Raw genomic sequence first — 19,907 nt, 5'->3', positions numbered from 1 at the left:
AGCGTTCTAGTGTTTGAAATGGCGAACGCCGGTGAAGACCATGGCAATACCATATTCGTTAGCAACCTTGATGGACTCCTCGTCCTTGATGGAACCGCCTGGTTGAATGACTGCGGTTATCCCTGCTTTTGCTGCCATTTCCAGCGTATCGCCCATCGGGAAAAAGGCATCGGATGCGAGTATGGAGCCCTTAGCTTTCTCCCCGGCTTGCTCAATGGCAATCTTCGCTGCACCGACACGGTTCATTTGGCCTGCGCCTACGCCGACTGTCATATCATCTGCCGCCAGCACAATCGCGTTAGATTTCACATGCTTAACGACCTTCCACCCGAATAGCAGCTGCTTCAATTCTTCCTCTGTTGGCTTACGGGTAGTTACTACCTGCAGCTCCTCAGGATTGACGGAATGCACATCGCTCTCTTGAACAACCATGCCGCCTTCAATAGAGGTCACCACAAAGCTCGATTTCCGGGCTGCAGCCGTGCTGAGATTGCCGAGTTTGAGCAGCCGGATGTTCTTTTTCTTCGTGAGAATTTCCAGCGCTTCGTCGGTAAAGCCCGGGGCCAGCACGATTTCCAGAAAAATATCCTTCAGCATATTGGCCGTATCGGCATCAATAATCCGGTTCGCGGCTACAATTCCGCCAAAGATGGAGGTTGGATCGGCATTATAAGCTTTTTGATAAGCTTCATATACACTTGCCCCAACGCCTACGCCGCAAGGATTCATATGCTTAACTGCTACAACAGCCGGCTCTTCGAACTCCTTCACAATCTGCAGAGCCGCATTGGCATCATTGATGTTGTTGTAGGAGAGCTCTTTGCCATGCAGTTGCTCCGCGGCCGTGAGTGTATCCTTGGCAGCTAGAGGTTTGCGGTAGAAGGCAGCCTTCTGATGCGGATTCTCCCCGTAACGCAGATCCTGAATCTTCTCGTAGGTTACCGTATAGCGCTCCGGCAGCGGTTCACCGGTGACATTCGCCAGATAATCGGAGATCAGGGCATCGTAAGCCGCCGTGTGGCGGAACACTTTTGCCGCAAGACGTTTGCGGGTCTCGAGAGTCGTATCTCCGCCTGCGCGTACTTCCTCAAGCACGGTAGCATAATCAGCTGCATCCACTACCACACTGACAAAGGCATGGTTCTTCGCCGCCGAACGCAGCATCGTCGGTCCGCCGATATCGATGTTCTCGATGGCTTCCTCATACGATACATCCGGTTTGGCAATCGTCTCCGCGAACGGATAGAGATTTACCACGACCAGATCGATGTAGTCCAGACCCAGTTCCTGCATCTGACGCGTATGCTCCTCGTTGTCACGAACCGCCAGAAGGCCGCTGTGTACAGCCGGATGCAGTGTTTTAACACGTCCATCCATAATTTCCGGAAAGCCCGTCACATCAGAAATGCCGATGACCGGTACGCCTTCTTTGGCCAAAAGGGTGCTAGTGCCGCCTGTGGAAATGATTTCTACGCCCAATGCAGACAACTCGCGGCAAAAATCCACGATGCCCTGTTTGTCCGATACGCTGACCAGCGCTCTTTTGATGCTCACTTTGAATAGTCCCCCTCCGGATGATGCTGAATTTAGTTACAGGTGAATCGGTACTGAAGCACTGCTATGTGAAAATTGACCTTAGCATTATAAGTTGAACTTTGGGTGGTCCTAATGGGTTCTGGGCGTAACTGCAGGGAATGTTTGGACCTCTATTCACACAACAAAATTCGCACATAACCCTCCTGCTGCTCGACATCTGCTCCACGCTTGTGCAATATTTCCCGAGAAATATCAGAACAGGTCAGGCTCGTCTGAGAAAGTCGATTCATGCGCTTATGAAGCTGCCTCTTGGACACATCCCGGACCAATATGCTATTCGCGGATAATGGTCTGTCTGCCCTCCAGCGTAACCTTCCCCTCAGCCAATGCACGCACAACCTCGGGATACAGCTCATATTCGATCTTATGGATGCGTTCTGCCAGTGACTCCGGCGTGTCGCCAGCATTGACGACCACACTGCGCTGGGCAATAACCGGACCGGTATCCATCCCTCCATCGACAAAATGCACGGTGACTCCCGTCAGCTTAACGCCATAATCCAGAGCCTGGCCAATAGCGTCCTTACCGGCAAACGCAGGCAAAAGCGAAGGATGAATGTTAATAATCCGTCCTCCATAAGGTTCAAGCAAAACCGGGGTAATCAGCCGCATGTATCCGGCCAGAACAATCAGACCGATGTCCCGGCGCTTCAGTTCAGTTACAATCTCAGCCTCATATAGCTCACGGCTTGCAAAATCCTTTGGCCGCAGCAGGAGGGAGGAAATCCCCGCCTCCTCTGCCCGCTTCGCCACTGGCGCTTCTGGTCTGTCGGACACAAGTAGCTCAATTCGGCCTCCGCCAAGCAGTCCTGCCCGCTCCGCCTCTGCCAGTGCGGCAAAATTGCTGCCCTGCCCGGAGGCAAAAACAGCGATCCGGCTCCACTGCATCAGACTTCAGCTCCCGTAAAGGTAACGATACGTTCCCCTTCCGTTACGGTGCCAATCCGGTAAGCTTCTTCTCCGGCAGCCTTCAGCAGCTCCAGTGCACGCTCTCCGTCCGCTTCAGCTACAACCATCACCAGACCTACGCCCATATTAAAGGTGGTAAACATATCCCGGTTGCTCACATTGCCCTTTTTCTGCATCAAATCGAAAATCGGTAATATCGGCCAGGAGCCGTAGTTGATCTCAACATTCACATGGTCCGGCAGTACACGCGGAATATTCTCAATGAACCCGCCTCCGGTAATATGCGCCATCCCCTTGACCGGGAGCTGCTCCAGCAGTGCCAGCAGCGGCTTCACATAGATCTTGGTAGGTGCAAGCAGCACATCTACCAGCGGAGCGCCCAGCTCTGGAATCACAGCGCTCAGTTCATAGCCATCTTCCTCCAGCAAAAGCTTACGCACCAGCGAGAACCCGTTGCTGTGCACCCCACTGGAAGCCAGACCAATGACTGTATCTCCAGGCGCAATGTCCGCACCTGTTACCAGCTTGGCCTTGTCCGCCACACCCACCGTGAATCCGGCGATATCATATTCGCCTGCTGAATACATACCCGGCATCTCCGCAGTCTCGCCGCCGATCAGTGCGCAGCCTGCCTGATGGCAGCCTTCAGCGATCCCGGCAACAATGGCCTCGATCTTCTCCGGCACCACCTTATCGCAGGCCAGGTAATCGAGGAAGAACAACGGCTCTGCACCCTGTACTACAATATCATTCACACACATGGCTACGGCATCAATACCAATCGTGTCGTGGCGGTCGGCAGCGAAAGCGATTTTGAGCTTCGTGCCCACCCCATCGGTTCCCGATACGAGCACCGGCTCTTCATACTTGTCTTTATTGAGACCAAAGAGCGCTCCGAAGCCGCCCAGCTCCGTCATGACTTCCGGACGGTACGTGCGCTTCACATGCTTCTTCATGCGTTCAACCGCTTCATTGCCAGCCGCAATATCCACTCCGGCGTTTTTGTAAGCTTCTGACACTTGGGACACCTCATTTGAATTAGTTTAGAGCGCGTGTGGTCGGGGCGGCAGGGATTTGAAGCTGGGGTGGTTATTATCGTGATTACAAGGAATGTTTGGACTTCCGATTGCTGTTATGGTTGGATTTCTTTGATTTGAACCGCTCTTCGCGGTAGAAATCCACCCATAAAGGCAAGCGCTACGCTTCTCCAGTTCCAAACTTCCTCTCCATCACTCCAACCACCGGGTTCAAACCCGGCCGCAAGCCGAACTTACGCGCCTTGCACAGGGCAGTCAGTCGGCGCTCTTGGCGAAGCCAAGCGCCTCCTTTAGCGAGAGCACCCCCGCTTTTGCGGAGCAAACAGGACGGGGGCTTGAGCCTTTGGTGTTGGCGCACGGGGCGAAGCCGTGCGCTCCTCAGGCGAGAGCCCTCCGCTTTTGCGAAGCAAACAGGACGGGGGCTCGGGCCTTCGGTGTTGGCGCACGGGGCGAAGCCGTGCGCTCCTCGGGCGTGAGCACCCCCGATTTTGCGGAGCAAACAGGACGGGGGCTTGAGCTTTCGAGCCCGGCGAGGCAGCATGCCGCCAGGGCGCGGTGCGCCGTTAAGCGTGTCCGCAGGACAAAGCGGGCACCTGCACCCACGCCCTCTTAGAAAGTTAAAAGCAAACTCCTACCGCCAAACTTTCGGGTGGCCGGAGGGCAGCGCCCTTCGGAATCCCCCTTTGCAAGGGGGACTTAGGGGGATGTCTAACAGCTGCATCCGTCCTTCTCTTCCCCGCCGAAATCCACCTGCGTCGGATAATCATTATCGAAGCAGGACAGGCACAGGCCGCCTTTGTAATCCCCGCTGTTATACCCTCCGATGGACTGAATCAGGCCCTCCGGGGAGAGGAACGCCAGGGAATCAGCATTGATCTCTTCGCACATTTCGGCAATCGTCTTGTAAGAGGCGATCAGCTCGCGGCGGTCCGGTGTATCGATCCCGTAGAAGCAAGGATTCTTGAATGGCGGTGAAGTAATCCGCACATGGACTTCGGTTGCTCCGGCTTCGCGCAGCAGGTTGACGATCCGGCGCGAGGTAGTGCCGCGCACGATGGAATCGTCAATCATGACTACGCGCTGGCCTTCAACGACGCGGCGGACTGCGCTCAGCTTCATCTTTACGCCCTGCTCACGGAGTTCCTGGCTAGGCTGAATGAAGGTCCGGCCCGTGTATTTGTTCTTGATGAGGCCAAGCTCATAAGGAATACCCGTCTGTTCAGCATAGCCAATGGCTGCTGAGATACTGGAGTCCGGTACCCCCGTTACGATGTCTGCATCCACGAACGCTTCCAGGGCCATACGGCTGCCCATCCGCTTACGGGCGGAGTGCAGGTTGGAGCCGTTCAGGTCGCTGTCGGGACGGGCGAAATAAATATACTCCATGGCACACAGTGCTTTGCGCTGCGGCTCGGCGAAACGGTCTTCCTTGAAGCCGTTCTGATCAAGCACCAGCAATTCCCCGGGTTCAATGTCACGGACGAACTGAGCACCAATGACCTCCAGTGCGCAGGATTCTGAAGCGAAAACATAAGCTTCACCTACACGTCCCATCACTAGCGGGCGGAGGCCATGCGTATCGGATGCTACGATCAGCTTGTCATTTGTCATCAGCAGGAAGGCAAAGCCTCCTACGAGCTGCTTAAGCGCATCTTTGGTAGCTTCGACAAAATCCTTCTGCGACCGCGCAATCAGATGCGCCAGGACTTCCGTGTCACTTGTGGTCTGGAAAATTGATCCGCCCTGCTCCAGCTGCTTACGGATCAGCGGCTCATTGACGATGTTCCCGTTGGTGGCGATCGCCAGATCCCCGTCACGGTATTTGAAGACCAGAGGCTGCGCATTAGTCAGCCGGCTGTCGCCACTGGTGGAATAGCGCACATGGCCAATGGACATATTGCCAATCAGCGAGGCGATTTTGTCCTTGTCGAACACTTCTTTGACCAGTCCCATCCCCCGGTGGTAGTTGAAATCGCGTCCATCTGCCACGCAGATGCCTGCGCTCTCTTCTCCCCGGTGCTGCAGAGCGTGCAGGCCGTAATACGACATGGAGGCGGCCTCCGGGTGTCCGAAGACCCCGAAGACGCCGCATTCTTCTTTTAGTGTGTCAAAAATATCTCCCGAGCCCGTTCCTTCGTTGTAAAAGTCGCCGGTCCACAGGATAGGGGTCTCCTGCTTGTTCCCGGTCTTTATTTCATAAGACATGGAATAGCATCCTCCCAAGTGGTTTTTAATGCTGCTACCGCCTCGTCCAGCGCGGATGCGCCATCCAGAGACACACGAAGTCTGTCGCCACCGACGGTGCCGATGATTTCAACCGGTACACCGTAAGCAGTTATGGCTGCTTTCAGCTCTTCTGCACGGTCAGGTGCCGATGTCAGCACAATGCGGGACTGGCTCTCGCTGAACAACGCCACATCCGGGCGCAGTCCGCCAGCAGACAGCTCCACATTCGCGCCGAGCGAACCGCTAATACAGCTCTCCGCCAGCGCTACAGCTAAACCGCCTTCCGAAAGGTCATGCGCCGAGCGGACCAATCCACTTCGAATGGTGCCAAGCACAGCATCCAGCAGCTTTTGCTCAGTAGCCAGATCCAGTTCTGGCGGACGTCCTTCAGTCAGACCGTGTACGGCATACTGGAACTCACTTCCGCCAAGCTCTGCTTTGGTTACACCCAGCAGCAGAATAGCATCGCCTTCTTGCTTGAAGGCTTGTGTAGTAATGTGATCGGTATCTTCAACCAGTCCCACCATACCAACAACCGGGGTCGGATAGATGGCGCCGGCAGCATTTTCGTTGTACAAGCTGACATTCCCGCCGATAACCGGCGTATCCAGCACACGACAGGCTTCAGCCATCCCGTCTACCGCCCGTTCCATCTGCCAGAAAATCTCCGGCTTCTCCGGACTGCCAAAGTTCAGGTTGTCCGTAATCGCCAGCGGCTTCGCCCCGGAACAAACGATGTTGCGCGCCGCTTCACTTACCGCAATGCGTCCGCCCACTTCAGGGTCCAGATAAACATAACGTCCGTTGCAGTCTGTAGTCATTGCCAGGCCCTTGCGTGTGCCGTGAATCGTTACCACTGCCGCATCCGAGCCTGGACGCACCGCAGTACTGGTCCGTACCATATAATCATATTGGTTATACACCCATGCTTTGCTTGCCACTGTCGGTGAAGCCAGTATAGTGCGCAGTGCGCCGCCAAGATCAGTTACCTCGTCATAGCGCAGCGTGTCAACCGTAGCGTTCTCCTCATAGTACGCAGGAACTGCAGAAGGTTTGTTGTAGATCGGACATTCATCCACAAGAGCCGTTACAGGCATATCACCGACAACCTCGCCGTGATGGAACAGCTTCAGACGTCCATCATCCGTTACCTTGCCCACCTTGCGGCAAATGACACCCCAGCGGTCAAAAATCTCCTGTGCCTGAGCCTCATCCTTAGGCTCTACCACAAACAGCATCCGCTCTTGTGATTCAGAGAGCATCATTTCGTAAGGCGTCATACCATCTTCACGCTGTGGCACCTGATCCAGATAGAGTTCAAGACCATTGCCCGCTTTACTTGCCATTTCAGCACTGGAACAGGTCAATCCGGCTGCGCCCATATCCTGAATGCCCAGCACGATGCCGCTGTCGATCAGCTCCAGGCAGGATTCCATGACCAGCTTTTCCATAAACGGATCGCCAACCTGCACTGCCGTCTTCTTGGCTTCCGATTCTTCACTCAGCTCAACAGAGGCAAAGGTTGCCCCGTGAATCCCGTCACGTCCGGTAGGCGGACCAACGTAAAACACCGGATTGCCCACACCTTTAGCGACACCGCGCTGGATTTTATCATGATCAATGAGTCCGACACACATCGCATTGACCAGCGGATTGCCGTCATAGCTGTTGTCGAACATAATTTCGCCGCCTACAGTAGGAATTCCGATACAGTTACCGTAGCCTGCGATACCGGATACCACATGCTCGAACAAATATTTTACCCGGTCGCTCTCAAGCTTCCCGAAACGCAGGGAGTTGAGTAGCGCTACCGGTCTTGCACCCATGGAGAAAATATCGCGGATGATTCCGCCCACCCCGGTTGCCGCTCCTTGATAAGGTTCAACTGCCGACGGATGGTTATGGCTTTCGATTTTGAATACCACTGCCTGGTTGTCACCGATGTCTACGATTCCCGCACCTTCACCAGGTCCCATCAGTACACGCGGTCCGCTTGTAGGGAAACGGCCCAGCAGCGGTTTGGAGTTCTTATAGGCGCAGTGCTCAGACCACATTACGCTGAATACACCGATTTCCGTATAGTTTGGCTTGCGGCCCATGAAAGAAGTGATGAGCTCATATTCGCTGTCCGACACACCGAATTGACTGTAGATTTTCTGCTCCGCGATTTGCTCTGCGGTCGGCTCCTTAACGGATACTTGCTGCGTCATAACGATCCCTCCATGTCTTGAGAATGGATGTGAACATCCGTTTGCCGTCTTCCGAACCCAGCAGGCTGTTCGCCGCGCGTTCCGGGTGAGGCATCATGCCAACTACATTGCCCTGCACATTGCAAATGCCCGCAATATGTTCCACAGAACCGTTAGGGTTATCGCTGTAAGTGAAGACGATCTGATTGTTAGCTTTTAGTCCGGCCAGAGTCTCTTCATCGCAGTAGTAGTTGCCTTCACCGTGCGCGATTGGAATGACGATCTCTTCATCCTTCGTATAATCAATAGTAAACGGGGTAGTGTTATTAACCACCTTAAGCACCGAATCATGACAGCGGAACTTCATCGACATGTTGCGGCGAAGAGCTCCCGGCAGTAAGCCTGCTTCGGTCAAAATTTGGAACCCGTTGCAGATGCCCAGCACGTATTTGCCCTGTTCTACCGCTTTGGCCACTTCGGCCATGACCGGAGCAAACCGGGAAATCGCGCCACAGCGCAGATAATCACCATAAGAGAAACCGCCTGGTACAATAATGCAGTCATAGTCCGACAGATCCGTCGCCGTATGCCACACGTAATCTACAGGCTCACCAAGGCTGTCTTCTACAGCTTTGTAGCAGTCAATGTCACAATTGGAGCCCGGAAAGACAAGTACAGCAAATTTCATGACTTTTAGTCCTCCAATTCGTAGCGGTAATCCTCGATCACCGTGTTGGCCAGCAGCTTTTCGCACATTTCTTTAAGGCGTCCTTCCGCTTCAGCGCGGTTATCAGTATCCAGAGTCAGTTCCATATACTTGCCGATCCGCAGGCTCTCCACTTCCTGAAAACCTACGGAATGCAGCGCTCCTTGCACGGCTACACCTTGGGGATCGAGTACACTTTTCTTGATGGTGACATAGACTGTCGCTTTTAACATACGCTTGTAGTTCCTCCTAAAATTTAATGAGCTTGACTTGGCGTAACTATGACCACTTACAATCTATAAAGACTTGCCGGTGAGACGATGATAAATGTCCAGATAACGGCGTGTTGTCTCTTCCACTACTTCAATAGGCAGCGGGTCAGGCGTACTGTTCTTATCCCAAGAGGATGCGGACAAGTAGGTCCGGACCGGCTCCTTATCCATGCTGTCGATCTCAATATCCAGTGCGTAGTTATCCTTAGCCCAGAAGCGTGAAGCATCCGGTGTAAAAATCTCATCGATCAGGATCACTTTGCCGTCCAGCAGACCGAACTCGAATTTGCAGTCCGCCAGGATAATACCGCGCTCTTCACAGTATTCTCTGGCAAAAGCGAACAGCTTCAGGCTCTTCTCCTTCAACTCCAGTGCCAGCTCAGCACCAATCAGCTCCTGCATATTCTCAAAAGGGATATCCTCATCATGACCGACATCATTTTTGGCAGCAGGGGTGAAAATCGGCTGGGCCAGTACTGCATTTTTGCGCAAGCCTGGGGGAAGCTCGATTCCGTTAACTTTCCCAGTCTCCTGATATTGCCGCCAGCCTCCACCGGTGATGCAGCCGCGCACGACGCATTCAATATCAATTCGTTCCGCCTTGCGGACGACCATGATACGGTTTTTGAGCGCCTCCCGGTCTTTTGCGATCTCTCCCAGCTGGTCCACATCGATATGAACGACATGATTCTCCATCAGTTCCTTGGTTAATCCGAACCAGAAGGCGCTGAGGCGGTTGAGCACATTGCCTTTCTCCGGCACCGCCGGATCAAGGACATAGTCGAATGCGGATATCCGGTCCGTGACGACGACCAGCATTTCTTCCCCCAGATCGTATAATTCGCGGACCTTACCTTTGTAGAGCAGCGGTGCATTTACCAGATCCACAGCCGTGGATACGGCAGGGTATGCCATGACCTTTCCTCCCTTGAACTAATGATCTTGCGTATATACTTGAGCAAAAAGAGCTGGGACGTCTTCTTTTCTTCGATTCGAATCCACAAAATTGAATACTCCTTGGGGTTAATAGGTTCACTGCAAGAAATGTTTGGACTTCCGATCGCTGTTATGGTCATATTTCTCTGATTTAACCGCAAGCTGCGGTAGAAATCTGACCATAGCATATGCTTCCGAAGCGAGCTTTCCTACGGAAAGCTTTCAGGCGAACGCTGACGCTTCTCCAGTTCCAAAATTTCTTTCCGCTCCTCATTAACCGACAATTCGCCTTTAATTCTGTCGCTAACGCTCCTGAACAACAACTGTCCTGCTTTCCGCTCGTATTATTCTCGAGCTCCTCAGTTCACCACTAACTTACCTTTATTAAATAAGCTCCAGCTTGCGGAAGATGGTGTCCACATGCTTAAGGTGCCAAGAAGGATTAAAAGCATCCTCAATCTCTTCCGGGCTAAGTACGGCAGTGATTTCCGGGGTAGCTTCAACGATATCGCGGAACTGGGTTTGTTCCTCCCAGGCCTGCATCGCCCGCGGCTGCACGGTATCGTAAGCCTGCTCACGGCTGAAGCCTTTGTCGATGAGCTTGGTCAGAATACGGCCGGAGAACGGTACGCCGAAGGTCCGGTTCATGTTGCGCTTCATATTTTCCGGGAATACGGTCAGGTTCTTCACAATGTTGCCGAAGCGGTTCAGCATGTAGTTCAGCAGCATAGTTGCATCCGGCAGGATAATCCGCTCCACGGAGGAGTGCGAGATATCGCGTTCATGCCACAGCGGCACGTTCTCGTAAGCAGTAACCATGTGGCCGCGAATGACGCGCGACAAGCCGGAGATGTTCTCACAGCCGATGGGATTGCGTTTGTGCGGCATTGCCGAGGAACCCTTTTGGCCTTTGGCAAAAGCTTCCTCCACCTCGCGGATTTCGCTCTTTTGCAGTGCCCGGATCTCGGTGGCGAACTTGTCCAGGGACGTGGCGACGAGCGCCAGGGTAGCCATATATTCGGCGTGACGGTCACGCTGCAGCGTTTGTGTAGAAATGGGCGCCGGGCTGGTGCCGAGCTTGCGGCAGACGAATTCTTCAACAGACGGATCAATGTTGGCGTAGGTGCCGACTGCGCCGGAGATTTTGCCGAACTGCACACCGTTCGCAGCATGGCGGAAACGTTCCAGGTTACGCTTCATTTCCTCGTACCAGAGTGCCATTTTGAGACCAAAGGTAGTTGGCTCTGCATGCACGCCATGGGTGCGTCCCATCATCGGAGTGTCTTTGTATGCCAGCGCCTTGTCTTTGAGAATTTCAATAAAGTTCACGATGTCCTTCTCCAGGATTTCGTTGGCCTGGCGCAGCAGGTAGCCGAGCGCCGTGTCGACAACGTCCGTGGAAGTGAGTCCGTAATGCACCCATTTGCGCTCCGCACCCAGGCTCTCGGATACCGCACGGGTAAAAGCAATCACATCATGGCGCGTTTCCAGCTCAATCTCATTAATGCGGTCGATGTCGAATTTGGCATCCTTCCGCAGCTTCGCGGCATCCTCATGCGGGATTACTCCCAGCTCGGCCCAAGCCTCACAGGCACAAATCTCCACTTCCAGCCACGCGTTGAATTTATTTTCTTCGGTCCAAATGGCCCGCATCTCAGGTCTGCTGTAACGTTCGATCATATCTGGTCAGTTCCTCCAAAGTTTAGTTTGCTCTACCCAGGACAGCCCGTCGCCGGTATCCTTGCAGAGCAGGTTGATATGGCCCATTTTACGGCCGGTTTTGCTCTCGGTCTTGCCATATATATGAAGCTTGGGTGCTACACCAAGCCGGTTTGCTTCTTCATTCACCGTGCTGACTGCCTGAACAGCCCCGTCCAGATGCTGGCCAAGCACGTTCACCATGACCACTGGGGTCAGCAGTGAGGTGTCGCCAAGCGGCAGATTGCAGATGGCACGCACATGCTGCTCGAACTGCGAGGTTACGCAGGCGTCCATCGTATAATGCCCGGAATTATGCGGACGCGGCGCCAGCTCATTCACGAACAACTCGCCCTCTTCGGTCACGAACATTTCCACGGCCAGCAGTCCAACGGCATTCATCCCGGCAACAATCTGTTCGGCCAGCTCGCAGGCCCGCTGCTGAATCTCCTCAGGCACTCTTGCTGGTACGATGGACAGGTGCAGGATGTTGTTCACGTGAATGTTCTCCGCAGGCGGGAAGCTCTTGACCTCGCCGGAGGCGCTCCGGGCGGCAACCACAGAAATTTCGCACTGGAAAGCGACAAATTTCTCCAGCACCAGCTCAGGTAGCGCCCCCCCGGCAGGCGTTCCGGGAACTACCTGCCGGAAAGCGGCCTCCAGCTCTTCAGAGTGCCGGATGACGGCTTGTCCCTTGCCGTCATACCCCCCTGTGGCTGTCTTCAGCACACAGGGCAGGCCCAGATCGGCAGCCGCGGCCGTAAGCTCCGCCAGGCTGCCGACCTTGCGGTACGGGGCAACGGATACGCCCGCTGCCTCGATGGCGGCTTTTTCGCGCAGCCGGTGCTGCGTCGTATACAGCAGCGCGCTGCCCTGCGGCACGTACGACTCTGCCGTCAGCAGCGCGGCCACGCCCGCGTCGACGTTCTCGAACTCGTACGTGATGACGTCTGCGCGCTGCGCCAGCTCACGCGCTGCGTCCCGGTCGTTGTACGCCGCTGTAATCTGCGGCGTCACCTGTCCGCAGGGCGCATCCGGCGCGGGGTCCAGCGCCACGAAGCGATAGCCCATGGCGCTGCCGGCCAGCGCCATCATACGCCCGAGCTGCCCGCCGCCGAGCACGCCGATGGTTGCTCCTGGCAGGAGCGTCCGGGGTGTGCCTGCACCTGTCACGCCCGTGTCTGCCGGAGCAGCAATCCCTTTACCCTCTGCCTGCAGCATTTCCCGGCTCCCTTGCCCCGTTATGCCGGAGCCATCTGCCTTCAGCTCTTCCGGCCTCATAGGCTCTCGCTGCTTTCCAGCACTTCGCGCTGAATGGCATCGCGCCGCTGCTGCGCCCGGATCTGCACCTCAGGATCGAACGCGCCGATGATCTGTGCGGCAAGCAGCCCCGCATTGGTCGCTCCAGCACGGCCAATCGCTACCGTGGCTACCGGGATGCCTCCCGGCATCTGCACGATAGAGAGCAGCGAGTCCAGGCCGTTCAGCGCCTTGGACTGCACAGGGACACCGATCACAGGCAGCATCGTCTTCGCTGCCACCATACCTGGCAGATGCGCAGCTCCGCCTGCCCCTGCAATAATCACGCGTAGACCGCGGCCTGCTGCCTCTTCGGCGTAGCGGAACATCAGATCCGGTGTGCGGTGTGCCGAGATCACCTTTTTCTCATACGCTATGCCCAGCTCCTCAAGCACAAGACATGCTTGCTCCATCGTTTCCCAATCTGATTTGCTGCCCATGATGACACCAACCTGCACAGACATGATTCAACCTACCTTCCGCTTCTCTATTTTAGAGACTCATGTTGCTATAAGTTTGTCCTGTTTCCATTCAGTTTTCCATAAATCCGAAAAAAAAAGCCCGGATTCCAAACGCATTTTGCTGCGGGTGGACCCAGACTACTGCAGGAATTAGGAGTGCCGCATCGGATATATGGCTGCAGCGGCATGTAACAGGGACAAGCGCACAGCTCGCCGCCCCGGGCACGAGGCGGCGCTGACGGCCGTTCTAGTCATCCTATTCCCTCGTAGTCCGGCAATTTACGGTTACCGGGTAGAAACTTCCGGGCCCTATCCCCGGTTTTATACGAGCTCTTCATAGGTTCATCTTAACAATGGCCTACACTTCATGTCAACTTAAACACGAACATTGTCATATAAAGGAGATGAAACGTTCGCTTTTGGGCACATTTGGATTTTCTTGCCGGCACGGGATTTAGCTGCCTATAAGAAAAAGGGGAACGCATAGCGCTCCTCCAGGAAATTATATTATTTAACGACCAAAACCGGAATGCGTGCACTCTGAACTACATTGTGGCTGACACTGCCCAGAACGAATTCACGAATTCCGCCAAGCCCGCGGCTGCCGATCACGATTACATCCGCACCATGCTCCTTAGCATAACTCAATATCACTTCAGCAGGAGATCCCTGCAGCAGCTCAACCGTTGCGTTCAGTCCTTCCGCTTCCAGACGGCTCTTCACTTCTTCGGTGGTTTGTACCGCCAAATCATAATAATCCTTGTTCACTGATGCCGGCAGAGGCGCGAGAGCTTCCCCGATAAAAAACCGCGGGAATTCGAAAGCGTGTACGACGTAAAGGGAAGAGCCCGGAGTTACCTTAGCCAGTTCGATTGCGCGCTCCAGCGCCTGATTGGAAGCCTTGGAACCGTCATAGGCCAGCAAAATTTTCGAGAATAACATGTACGCCACCTCTTCTTCTGTTTTGTCTATCCCAAAAAGTAACCATAGAGCAAGATATTCAGCAGCAGCAAGAGCGGAATTCCAATCCTGAAGGAAGTATGCCTGGTCTTGTGACGTTTGCGGTACATGGCGATAAGAACACCCAGCGCTCCGCCCATGAATGCCAGCAAAAACAAAGTTTTTTCCGGCACCCGGTCCCGTCTCTTACGGGCCCTGTTCTTGTCCTCGGACATGACCACATACCCGATAATATTAATCAGTGCGAACCACAGCAATACAACCTGGACCATGCTTTCCAGCCCCTCCTCCACACAGCCTATCTACTGTATATTATATTACCCTTTTGGACAAAAAACCAATAACCCTTACATCAGCTGCCAAGTTTCTGCTCTGACTGCCTGACTTGGTCACCGGCTCTGCCCGCATCCCTGATCCATACCCAGGAGAGCAATGCGGCAAGAGCTCCCGCGATCCCTCCCAGCCAGAAACCACCCTTTAATCCATAAGCTGAACTCATCCATCCCGCCACAAAAGGTCCACCCGACATACCAATAGCATACACTGCCTGATAGAACCCCATTGCCGTCGCCCGTTTGAACGGAGCCACCCCGGAGACTGATTTGCCCAGCAGCAAAGGAAAGATCAGCCCCTGCATAAAACCATTCCCCACCTGGGTCGCGCACAGAGCAATGAGTGTCGGCATTGACGGAATTAGCAGAGTGAACAGTGCACTTCCGGCAAAACCAAGCAGCAGCGTTCCGCGGTCTCCGAGCAGCCTGCCGAACCAGCGGGAACCATATAACGTAGCTGCCGCATGGGGCAGCATGAAGGCCAGCGTAAGCCAACCTAAGCTTTCCTTACTCGCTCCAATGGCAAGCGCCTGATTCGGGGTATAACCGAACATCGTAATGAAGAGCACACAATGCGCCAGCACTGATAAAAGCGACACTTTGACCAGCAGCGGTTCCTTGATTACTTCAGCAAGGTCCTTGATCTTTATCGTATTTTCGCGTTTGTCCTGCAGTTGTTCCGGCAAGCGGAGTGCTAATAACAGTGCAGCCGCCGCAACCACTCCGCCAATGATAAACGGGGCATTCCAACCCCAATGCTCTGTTATGTATCCACTGATCATCATGCTTGCCAGCTGTGCAATCACCGTTGTGAACTGCAGCATACCCATGGCTCTTCCAGCCTGCTCCTTCGGAAAATATCCGGCAAACATCACCGAATAGACAACCCAAGCTGAGGCAGCAATTCCGGAAACCGCCCGTGCGGCTAGAGCCCAGCCAGGACTTGCACCCGCGAGGAACAGCAGACAGCTGGAGCCGCTTGCGATCAGTCCCAGATAGATAAACGGCCTACGCCGGTTCAGAACATCCGAGCCTATGCCGATTGGCAGCCGGAACAGAATCTGCATCAGCCCATATATCCCAAGGACCGTTCCTACCATTACATAAGAGGCCCCCAAATGCTCCACATACGGGGAGAGCACCGGAACATAGATATAAGATGAGAACCAGAACATAAACACAATTATCAAAAAGAAAAAACGGCTCCCGCCCCAGCCTGCCTGAATTCCCGCCGTTTGTTTTGCATCAATCCGCCCGTGATCCGCTACCACACAATCACCCACTCATTATCTATTTTCCCGAATAAGCTATCTTTCTCATTTTCAACTTTAAGTAAAACATATCTGGTTTGTATTGGACAGTCCAGAATAATTATCTGCTCTGCACGCAGCACAGAAAATAGATGTCATGAAACATAACACATTTATAGGGTGAATTTCTCTACATTAGAATTTAATAAATCCTGAAAAAAATTAATCTTAATTCTTTTTCAAGCCTGTCTGGTCCCCATTCGTCGTCCTTCCACGATAGTCCGTTCCGTTAACTCCCCAAAAAAAGAAGACTGCTATACCTCCCGCAATCTTCTTTGCATTAATGATATATACCAAAACCAGCTCACACTCTACTCACATCAGTCTGGTCGTGGAATTCCTGTTTTTTGAGTATCTGCGTATCTGCCTATTTGCCCTTCTCCTTGGCTTCCATCGCTGCTTTGAGCAGATCCCCCAGGTTAGATCCCACACTTTCAGGCTTGCTGTACTGCTGTACAAGCTTCTGCTGCTCGCGCTTGTTGATATGCTTGTGATCCTTGTCCATGGTCTCCGTTATTCCGCATCCGAGACACTGGACATAGAGACCAGCTTTACCCTCTTTAAGCTCCATCTTCTTGTGGCATTGCGGGCATCGGCGGTTAGACAGCTGCTTCTCTCCAGCCCGGGTATATCCGCAGTCATCTGCCGGGCAGACCAGCAGCTTACCGCGCTTGGTTTTCTTCTCCAGCATTCTCGTTCCACAGTTAGGACAGTGACTGCTCGAGACGTTATGCGGCTTGTATTCCGCACCACTGTTCTTCACACCAGACACCAGCTCCTGGGCCATACTGCGTATCCCTTGCAGAAAAGGTTCCGGCCGTCCCTGTCCGCGGGCGATCTTCTCCAGTTCCGCCTCCCAGCGCGCTGTCAGCTCCGGTGTACGCAGTTGTCCTGCCACCAGCCCGATCAGCTGTTTGCCCTTACCTGTCGGATGAAGAAGATTGCCCTGGCGTTCAATCGTATCGGAGCTGACCAGCTTCTCGATGATGTCAGCGCGTGTAGCTGGTGTTCCCAGCCCATGCTTCTCCATCTGTGTCAGCAGTGATGCTTCATTGTAGCGCTTCGGCGGTTGCGTCCGGCCTGGCCGGATCATACAGCGCTGAACGGTAACGGCTTCGCCCTCTCGCAGCTCCGGCAGTTTCACACTGCTCGGAGCTGGTTCATCTGCAGCATTCTCTTCTTCATCATCGCTGCTCATATCTCCGCCATAGACCTCGCGCCAGCCTGGATCTTTTACCGTTGTTCCTTTGACATGGAAGCTCTCGCCTTCCACGCTAACGGTTACAGCAACTGCATCATATCGCGCCGCTGGATAGAACAGGCTAATGAAGCGCCGCACAATAAGATCGTAGAGCTTCCGTTCCTCAGCACTTAGCTGATTTAAAAGTACAGTCTGCTCCGTAGGAATGATCGCATGGTGATCGCTCACCTTGCTGTCGTCTACAATCCGCTTAGTAATCGGCAATGGCTTGCGCAGCAATGGTCTTGCCAATGGTGCATAGGGCCCAACAGCTACGCTGTCCAGCCTTTCCTTGAGCGTACCTGTCATATCGGAAGTCAGATAGCGGCTATCCGTACGTGGATAGGTTACCAGCTTATGCTGCTCATATAACTTCTGGAGTACGCTGGAGGTTTGCTTGGCCGAGAAGCCAAACTTACGGTTCGCATCACGCTGCAGCTCCGTAAGATCATAAGCCAGCGGATGCGGTTCACTTTTCTCACTTTTTTGCACCTTGGTAATTCGTCCGCTGCGTCCAGTGAGCTTCTCTTTCAGCACTGCCGTTGTATCCCGGTCAAAAATACGCCCATCCCCGCCCTGGGCCCGCCAGCCTGCCTGGAAGCTGCCAAAATCAGCCGTCAACTGGTCATATTCTTGAGAACGGAAGCTGGTAATTTCATTTTCCCGGTCCATAATCATTCCTAGAGTCGGTGTCTGTACCCGGCCAGCAGATAGTGGTGCGCCGAACTTGCAGGTCAGCGCCCGGGTCACGTTAAGCCCGATCATCCAATCCGCCTCAGCTCGGCAACGGGCCGATTCATACAGACGGTCGAAATCCCGGCCCGGACGGAGCGACGCAAACCCTTCCTTAATCGCCTTATCCGTCTGCGAAGAGATCCAGAGCCGCCGGAACGGCTTCTTCCAGCCAGCCATATTCATGATCCAGCGCGCCAGCAGTTCGCCTTCACGCGCAGCATCCGTAGCCACAATCAGTTCTTCAATGTCCTGCCGTTTCATCAGCTGCTGCACAACCTTATACTGCTGGTTCGTTTCCCGCAGCACCTTCAGCTTTGCCTTATCCGGCAGAATCGGCAAATCCTCCAATACCCAACTGGCATATTTATTGTTATAGTCCTCGGGCTCAGCTAGGCCCACTAAATGCCCCAAAGCCCAAGTAACCACATATTTAGGTCCTTCAATATAGCTCTTCTGTTTGTTCCCACAACCCATCACCCGCGCAATTTCACGCGCAACTGACGGCTTCTCAGCAAGTACCAATACCTTCATCGCTCTCTCCCTTCCCTGACAACACCCTATTATACCATGATCCCAAAGTCCAAATATTTCATCTGGCTAAGTAGGCATCTCTTATTATAGTAAATATCCTATCCTTGAACTAAAAGGAGCAGTCTAGGCCTCAAATAGTATATTTATACCACCGACTGAGTTGCTACCCTGTAACAACGACTATATTTGCAACCGGCACGGTCTTTTAGATTCCTCAGAATTCCAGGCAAGCTGTAAAAAATACTTTATCTCCTCCTGAACCCTGCATATATATTCCTTCATTCGTTAAGGCGGAACGCTGTATCTGAAGTACATCGCCTAACCTAGCTTCCTGTACATAGGTTATCCGGAAACGCTTCAACTCCTTGACTCCCCATTCCTCCAAAGAAAGAGCATCACAGCAGATTTCGCCATACCTCGCATTATTCAAATGCAAATTACTATCCAGGCTACTGAACCTTACCTTGTAGGGATATGCCTCTTGAAGACTTATATCATCTGGAATCGTTGCCTTATCCGGCATAATGCCTACTGAATCACCACTATAGTGGTTCACAGGCACCGGTATAGCAGCTGGCCGCAAAATCTTCCGCTTTTCAATATCCACTAAAGCCCAGACAGAACGCACTGCAGCAACCTCTATATCATTCTTGTCGTAAATCCGATAATCCCGCTGCCACAATGCTCCTTTGGTTCCTTTACTCCATGTGTGCACTGTTAACTGATCATTTAGCCGCGGCATACGGCGGATCTCAAGATCCAAAGTAATCAGCATCCAGCCCATTCCATTCTCCAGCATTTTTTCCAGACTCAAGCCCAGTGCGTTAACAGCTGCGTCAGCTGTACGCTGCAATATTTCTAAAATGAAAGAGAGTTTTGCCTGCGAACGGCAATCCGTATCGCTTGCCTGAACCTCAAATTGCTCTGTCCACAGAAGATTATTTAATTTATCCACTATGCTATCTCCTTTGTAACGCAAAAACGTTAAATTTAGTATCAAAAAATCTTTGTATCCACAATTATTCTACACTATCCACATAAACTGGGGAGTACTTTGACTTACATTGTATTAATACTTCCCTTATCCACATGTGGATAAGTTTTCACACTATTCTTCTTAGCACCTATAATATCTACAAATCTTAATTCCTGAAGAAATCTTTTACTTAATAAAACAACAAAAAAGCCATTGTCGATGACTCAACAATGGCTTCATGTGCTTGGCAACGTCCTACTCTCCCAGGACCCTTCGGTCCAAGTACCATCGGCGCTGGAGGGCTTAACGGTCGTGTTCGGGATGGGTACGCGTGGAACCCCTCCGCTATCGCCACCAAACGGGCATTTACAGCGTAAATGCTTCAGGAACCTTCATTCCTGAAAACTGAATCCGAAACGAATCTGCGTTTTAAGATTTGGATAAGCCCTCGACCGATTAGTATTGGTCAGCTCCACACGTTACCGTGCTTCCAC

Annotated in this window: 16 protein-coding genes, 1 rRNA gene and 1 riboswitch; all 17 genes read right to left on the bottom strand. The window is 53.2% G+C overall.

Annotated elements, in window-relative coordinates; translation table 11 throughout:
* Window positions 1-6: 6 nt before the first annotated feature.
* Entirely contained in the window at window positions 7-1,554 is a 1,548-nt protein-coding gene (gene purH, locus A3849_RS18210) for a bifunctional phosphoribosylaminoimidazolecarboxamide formyltransferase/IMP cyclohydrolase (RefSeq protein WP_074112700.1), read from the bottom strand.
* 315 nt (window positions 1,555-1,869) lie between these two features.
* Window positions 1,870-2,484, bottom strand: a complete 615-nt coding sequence (gene purN / locus A3849_RS18205) for a phosphoribosylglycinamide formyltransferase (RefSeq protein ID WP_178382732.1) — start codon at window positions 2,482-2,484, stop codon at window positions 1,870-1,872.
* The gene (gene purM / locus A3849_RS18200; RefSeq protein WP_074112698.1) at window positions 2,484-3,524 is read right to left on the bottom strand and encodes a phosphoribosylformylglycinamidine cyclo-ligase; all 1,041 of its coding nucleotides are present in this window, start codon (window positions 3,522-3,524) and stop codon (window positions 2,484-2,486) included. The genes purN and purM overlap by 1 nt, the downstream gene beginning before the upstream one ends.
* Window positions 3,525-4,250: 726 nt before the next feature.
* Window positions 4,251-5,747, bottom strand: coding sequence for an amidophosphoribosyltransferase (purF, locus tag A3849_RS18195; protein WP_074112697.1), 1,497 nt, complete (start codon window positions 5,745-5,747; stop codon window positions 4,251-4,253).
* On the bottom strand, window positions 5,732-7,978 hold the full coding sequence (purL, locus tag A3849_RS18190; protein ID WP_074112696.1) for a phosphoribosylformylglycinamidine synthase subunit PurL: 2,247 nt from the start codon (window positions 7,976-7,978) through the stop codon (window positions 5,732-5,734). Before purL ends, purF begins: the two co-directional genes overlap by 16 nt.
* Window positions 7,956-8,645, bottom strand: a complete 690-nt coding sequence (gene purQ / locus A3849_RS18185; protein WP_074112695.1) for a phosphoribosylformylglycinamidine synthase subunit PurQ — start codon at window positions 8,643-8,645, stop codon at window positions 7,956-7,958. Before purQ ends, purL begins: the two co-directional genes overlap by 23 nt.
* 5 nt (window positions 8,646-8,650) lie before the next feature.
* A complete protein-coding gene (gene purS, locus A3849_RS18180; protein WP_019913657.1) occupies window positions 8,651-8,896 on the bottom strand; it encodes a phosphoribosylformylglycinamidine synthase subunit PurS in 246 nt (81 codons plus the stop codon).
* Between the two features lie 63 nt (window positions 8,897-8,959).
* Window positions 8,960-9,850 carry a phosphoribosylaminoimidazolesuccinocarboxamide synthase gene (locus tag A3849_RS18175; RefSeq protein WP_074112694.1) on the bottom strand — a complete coding sequence of 297 codons (891 nt, stop codon included), beginning with the start codon at window positions 9,848-9,850 and terminating at the stop codon, window positions 8,960-8,962.
* Between the two features lie 405 nt (window positions 9,851-10,255).
* On the bottom strand, window positions 10,256-11,551 hold the full coding sequence (gene purB / locus A3849_RS18170) for an adenylosuccinate lyase (RefSeq protein WP_074112693.1): 1,296 nt from the start codon (window positions 11,549-11,551) through the stop codon (window positions 10,256-10,258).
* Between the two features lie 6 nt (window positions 11,552-11,557).
* Window positions 11,558-12,850 (bottom strand): 5-(carboxyamino)imidazole ribonucleotide synthase, encoded by a 1,293-nt coding sequence (gene purK / locus A3849_RS18165; RefSeq protein ID WP_256700819.1) that lies wholly within the window; start codon window positions 12,848-12,850, stop codon window positions 11,558-11,560.
* Window positions 12,847-13,332, bottom strand: a complete 486-nt coding sequence (purE, locus tag A3849_RS18160; protein ID WP_074112692.1) for a 5-(carboxyamino)imidazole ribonucleotide mutase — start codon at window positions 13,330-13,332, stop codon at window positions 12,847-12,849. Before purE ends, purK begins: the two co-directional genes overlap by 4 nt.
* A gap of 244 nt (window positions 13,333-13,576) precedes the next feature.
* Window positions 13,577-13,678, bottom strand: a riboswitch (purine riboswitch).
* Between the two features lie 158 nt (window positions 13,679-13,836).
* Entirely contained in the window at window positions 13,837-14,271 is a 435-nt protein-coding gene (locus A3849_RS18155) for a universal stress protein (protein ID WP_074112691.1), read from the bottom strand.
* A gap of 26 nt (window positions 14,272-14,297) precedes the next feature.
* A complete protein-coding gene (locus A3849_RS18150; protein ID WP_074102819.1) occupies window positions 14,298-14,561 on the bottom strand; it encodes a DUF1294 domain-containing protein in 264 nt (87 codons plus the stop codon).
* An 80-nt stretch (window positions 14,562-14,641) separates the two neighbouring features.
* On the bottom strand, window positions 14,642-15,904 hold the full coding sequence (locus A3849_RS18145; RefSeq protein ID WP_256700818.1) for an MFS transporter: 1,263 nt from the start codon (window positions 15,902-15,904) through the stop codon (window positions 14,642-14,644).
* A 394-nt stretch (window positions 15,905-16,298) separates the two neighbouring features.
* Window positions 16,299-18,437, bottom strand: a complete 2,139-nt coding sequence (locus A3849_RS18140; protein WP_074112690.1) for a DNA topoisomerase III — start codon at window positions 18,435-18,437, stop codon at window positions 16,299-16,301.
* Between the two features lie 214 nt (window positions 18,438-18,651).
* Window positions 18,652-19,392: an acyl-[acyl-carrier-protein] thioesterase gene (locus A3849_RS18135; RefSeq protein WP_143191854.1), complete on the bottom strand. Its 741-nt coding sequence runs from the start codon at window positions 19,390-19,392 to the stop codon at window positions 18,652-18,654.
* 263 nt (window positions 19,393-19,655) lie between these two features.
* Window positions 19,656-19,772 (bottom strand): 5S ribosomal RNA (rrf, locus tag A3849_RS18130).
* Between the last annotated feature and the right edge of the window lie 135 nt (window positions 19,773-19,907).

It is taken from the genome of Paenibacillus sp. P46E (assembly GCF_001909095.1).
GTDB lineage: Bacteria > Bacillota > Bacilli > Paenibacillales > Paenibacillaceae > Paenibacillus_AQ > Paenibacillus_AQ helianthi.
Note: the sequence above shows the minus strand (reverse complement) of the source record. Positions and strands in the feature narration are given on the sequence as shown.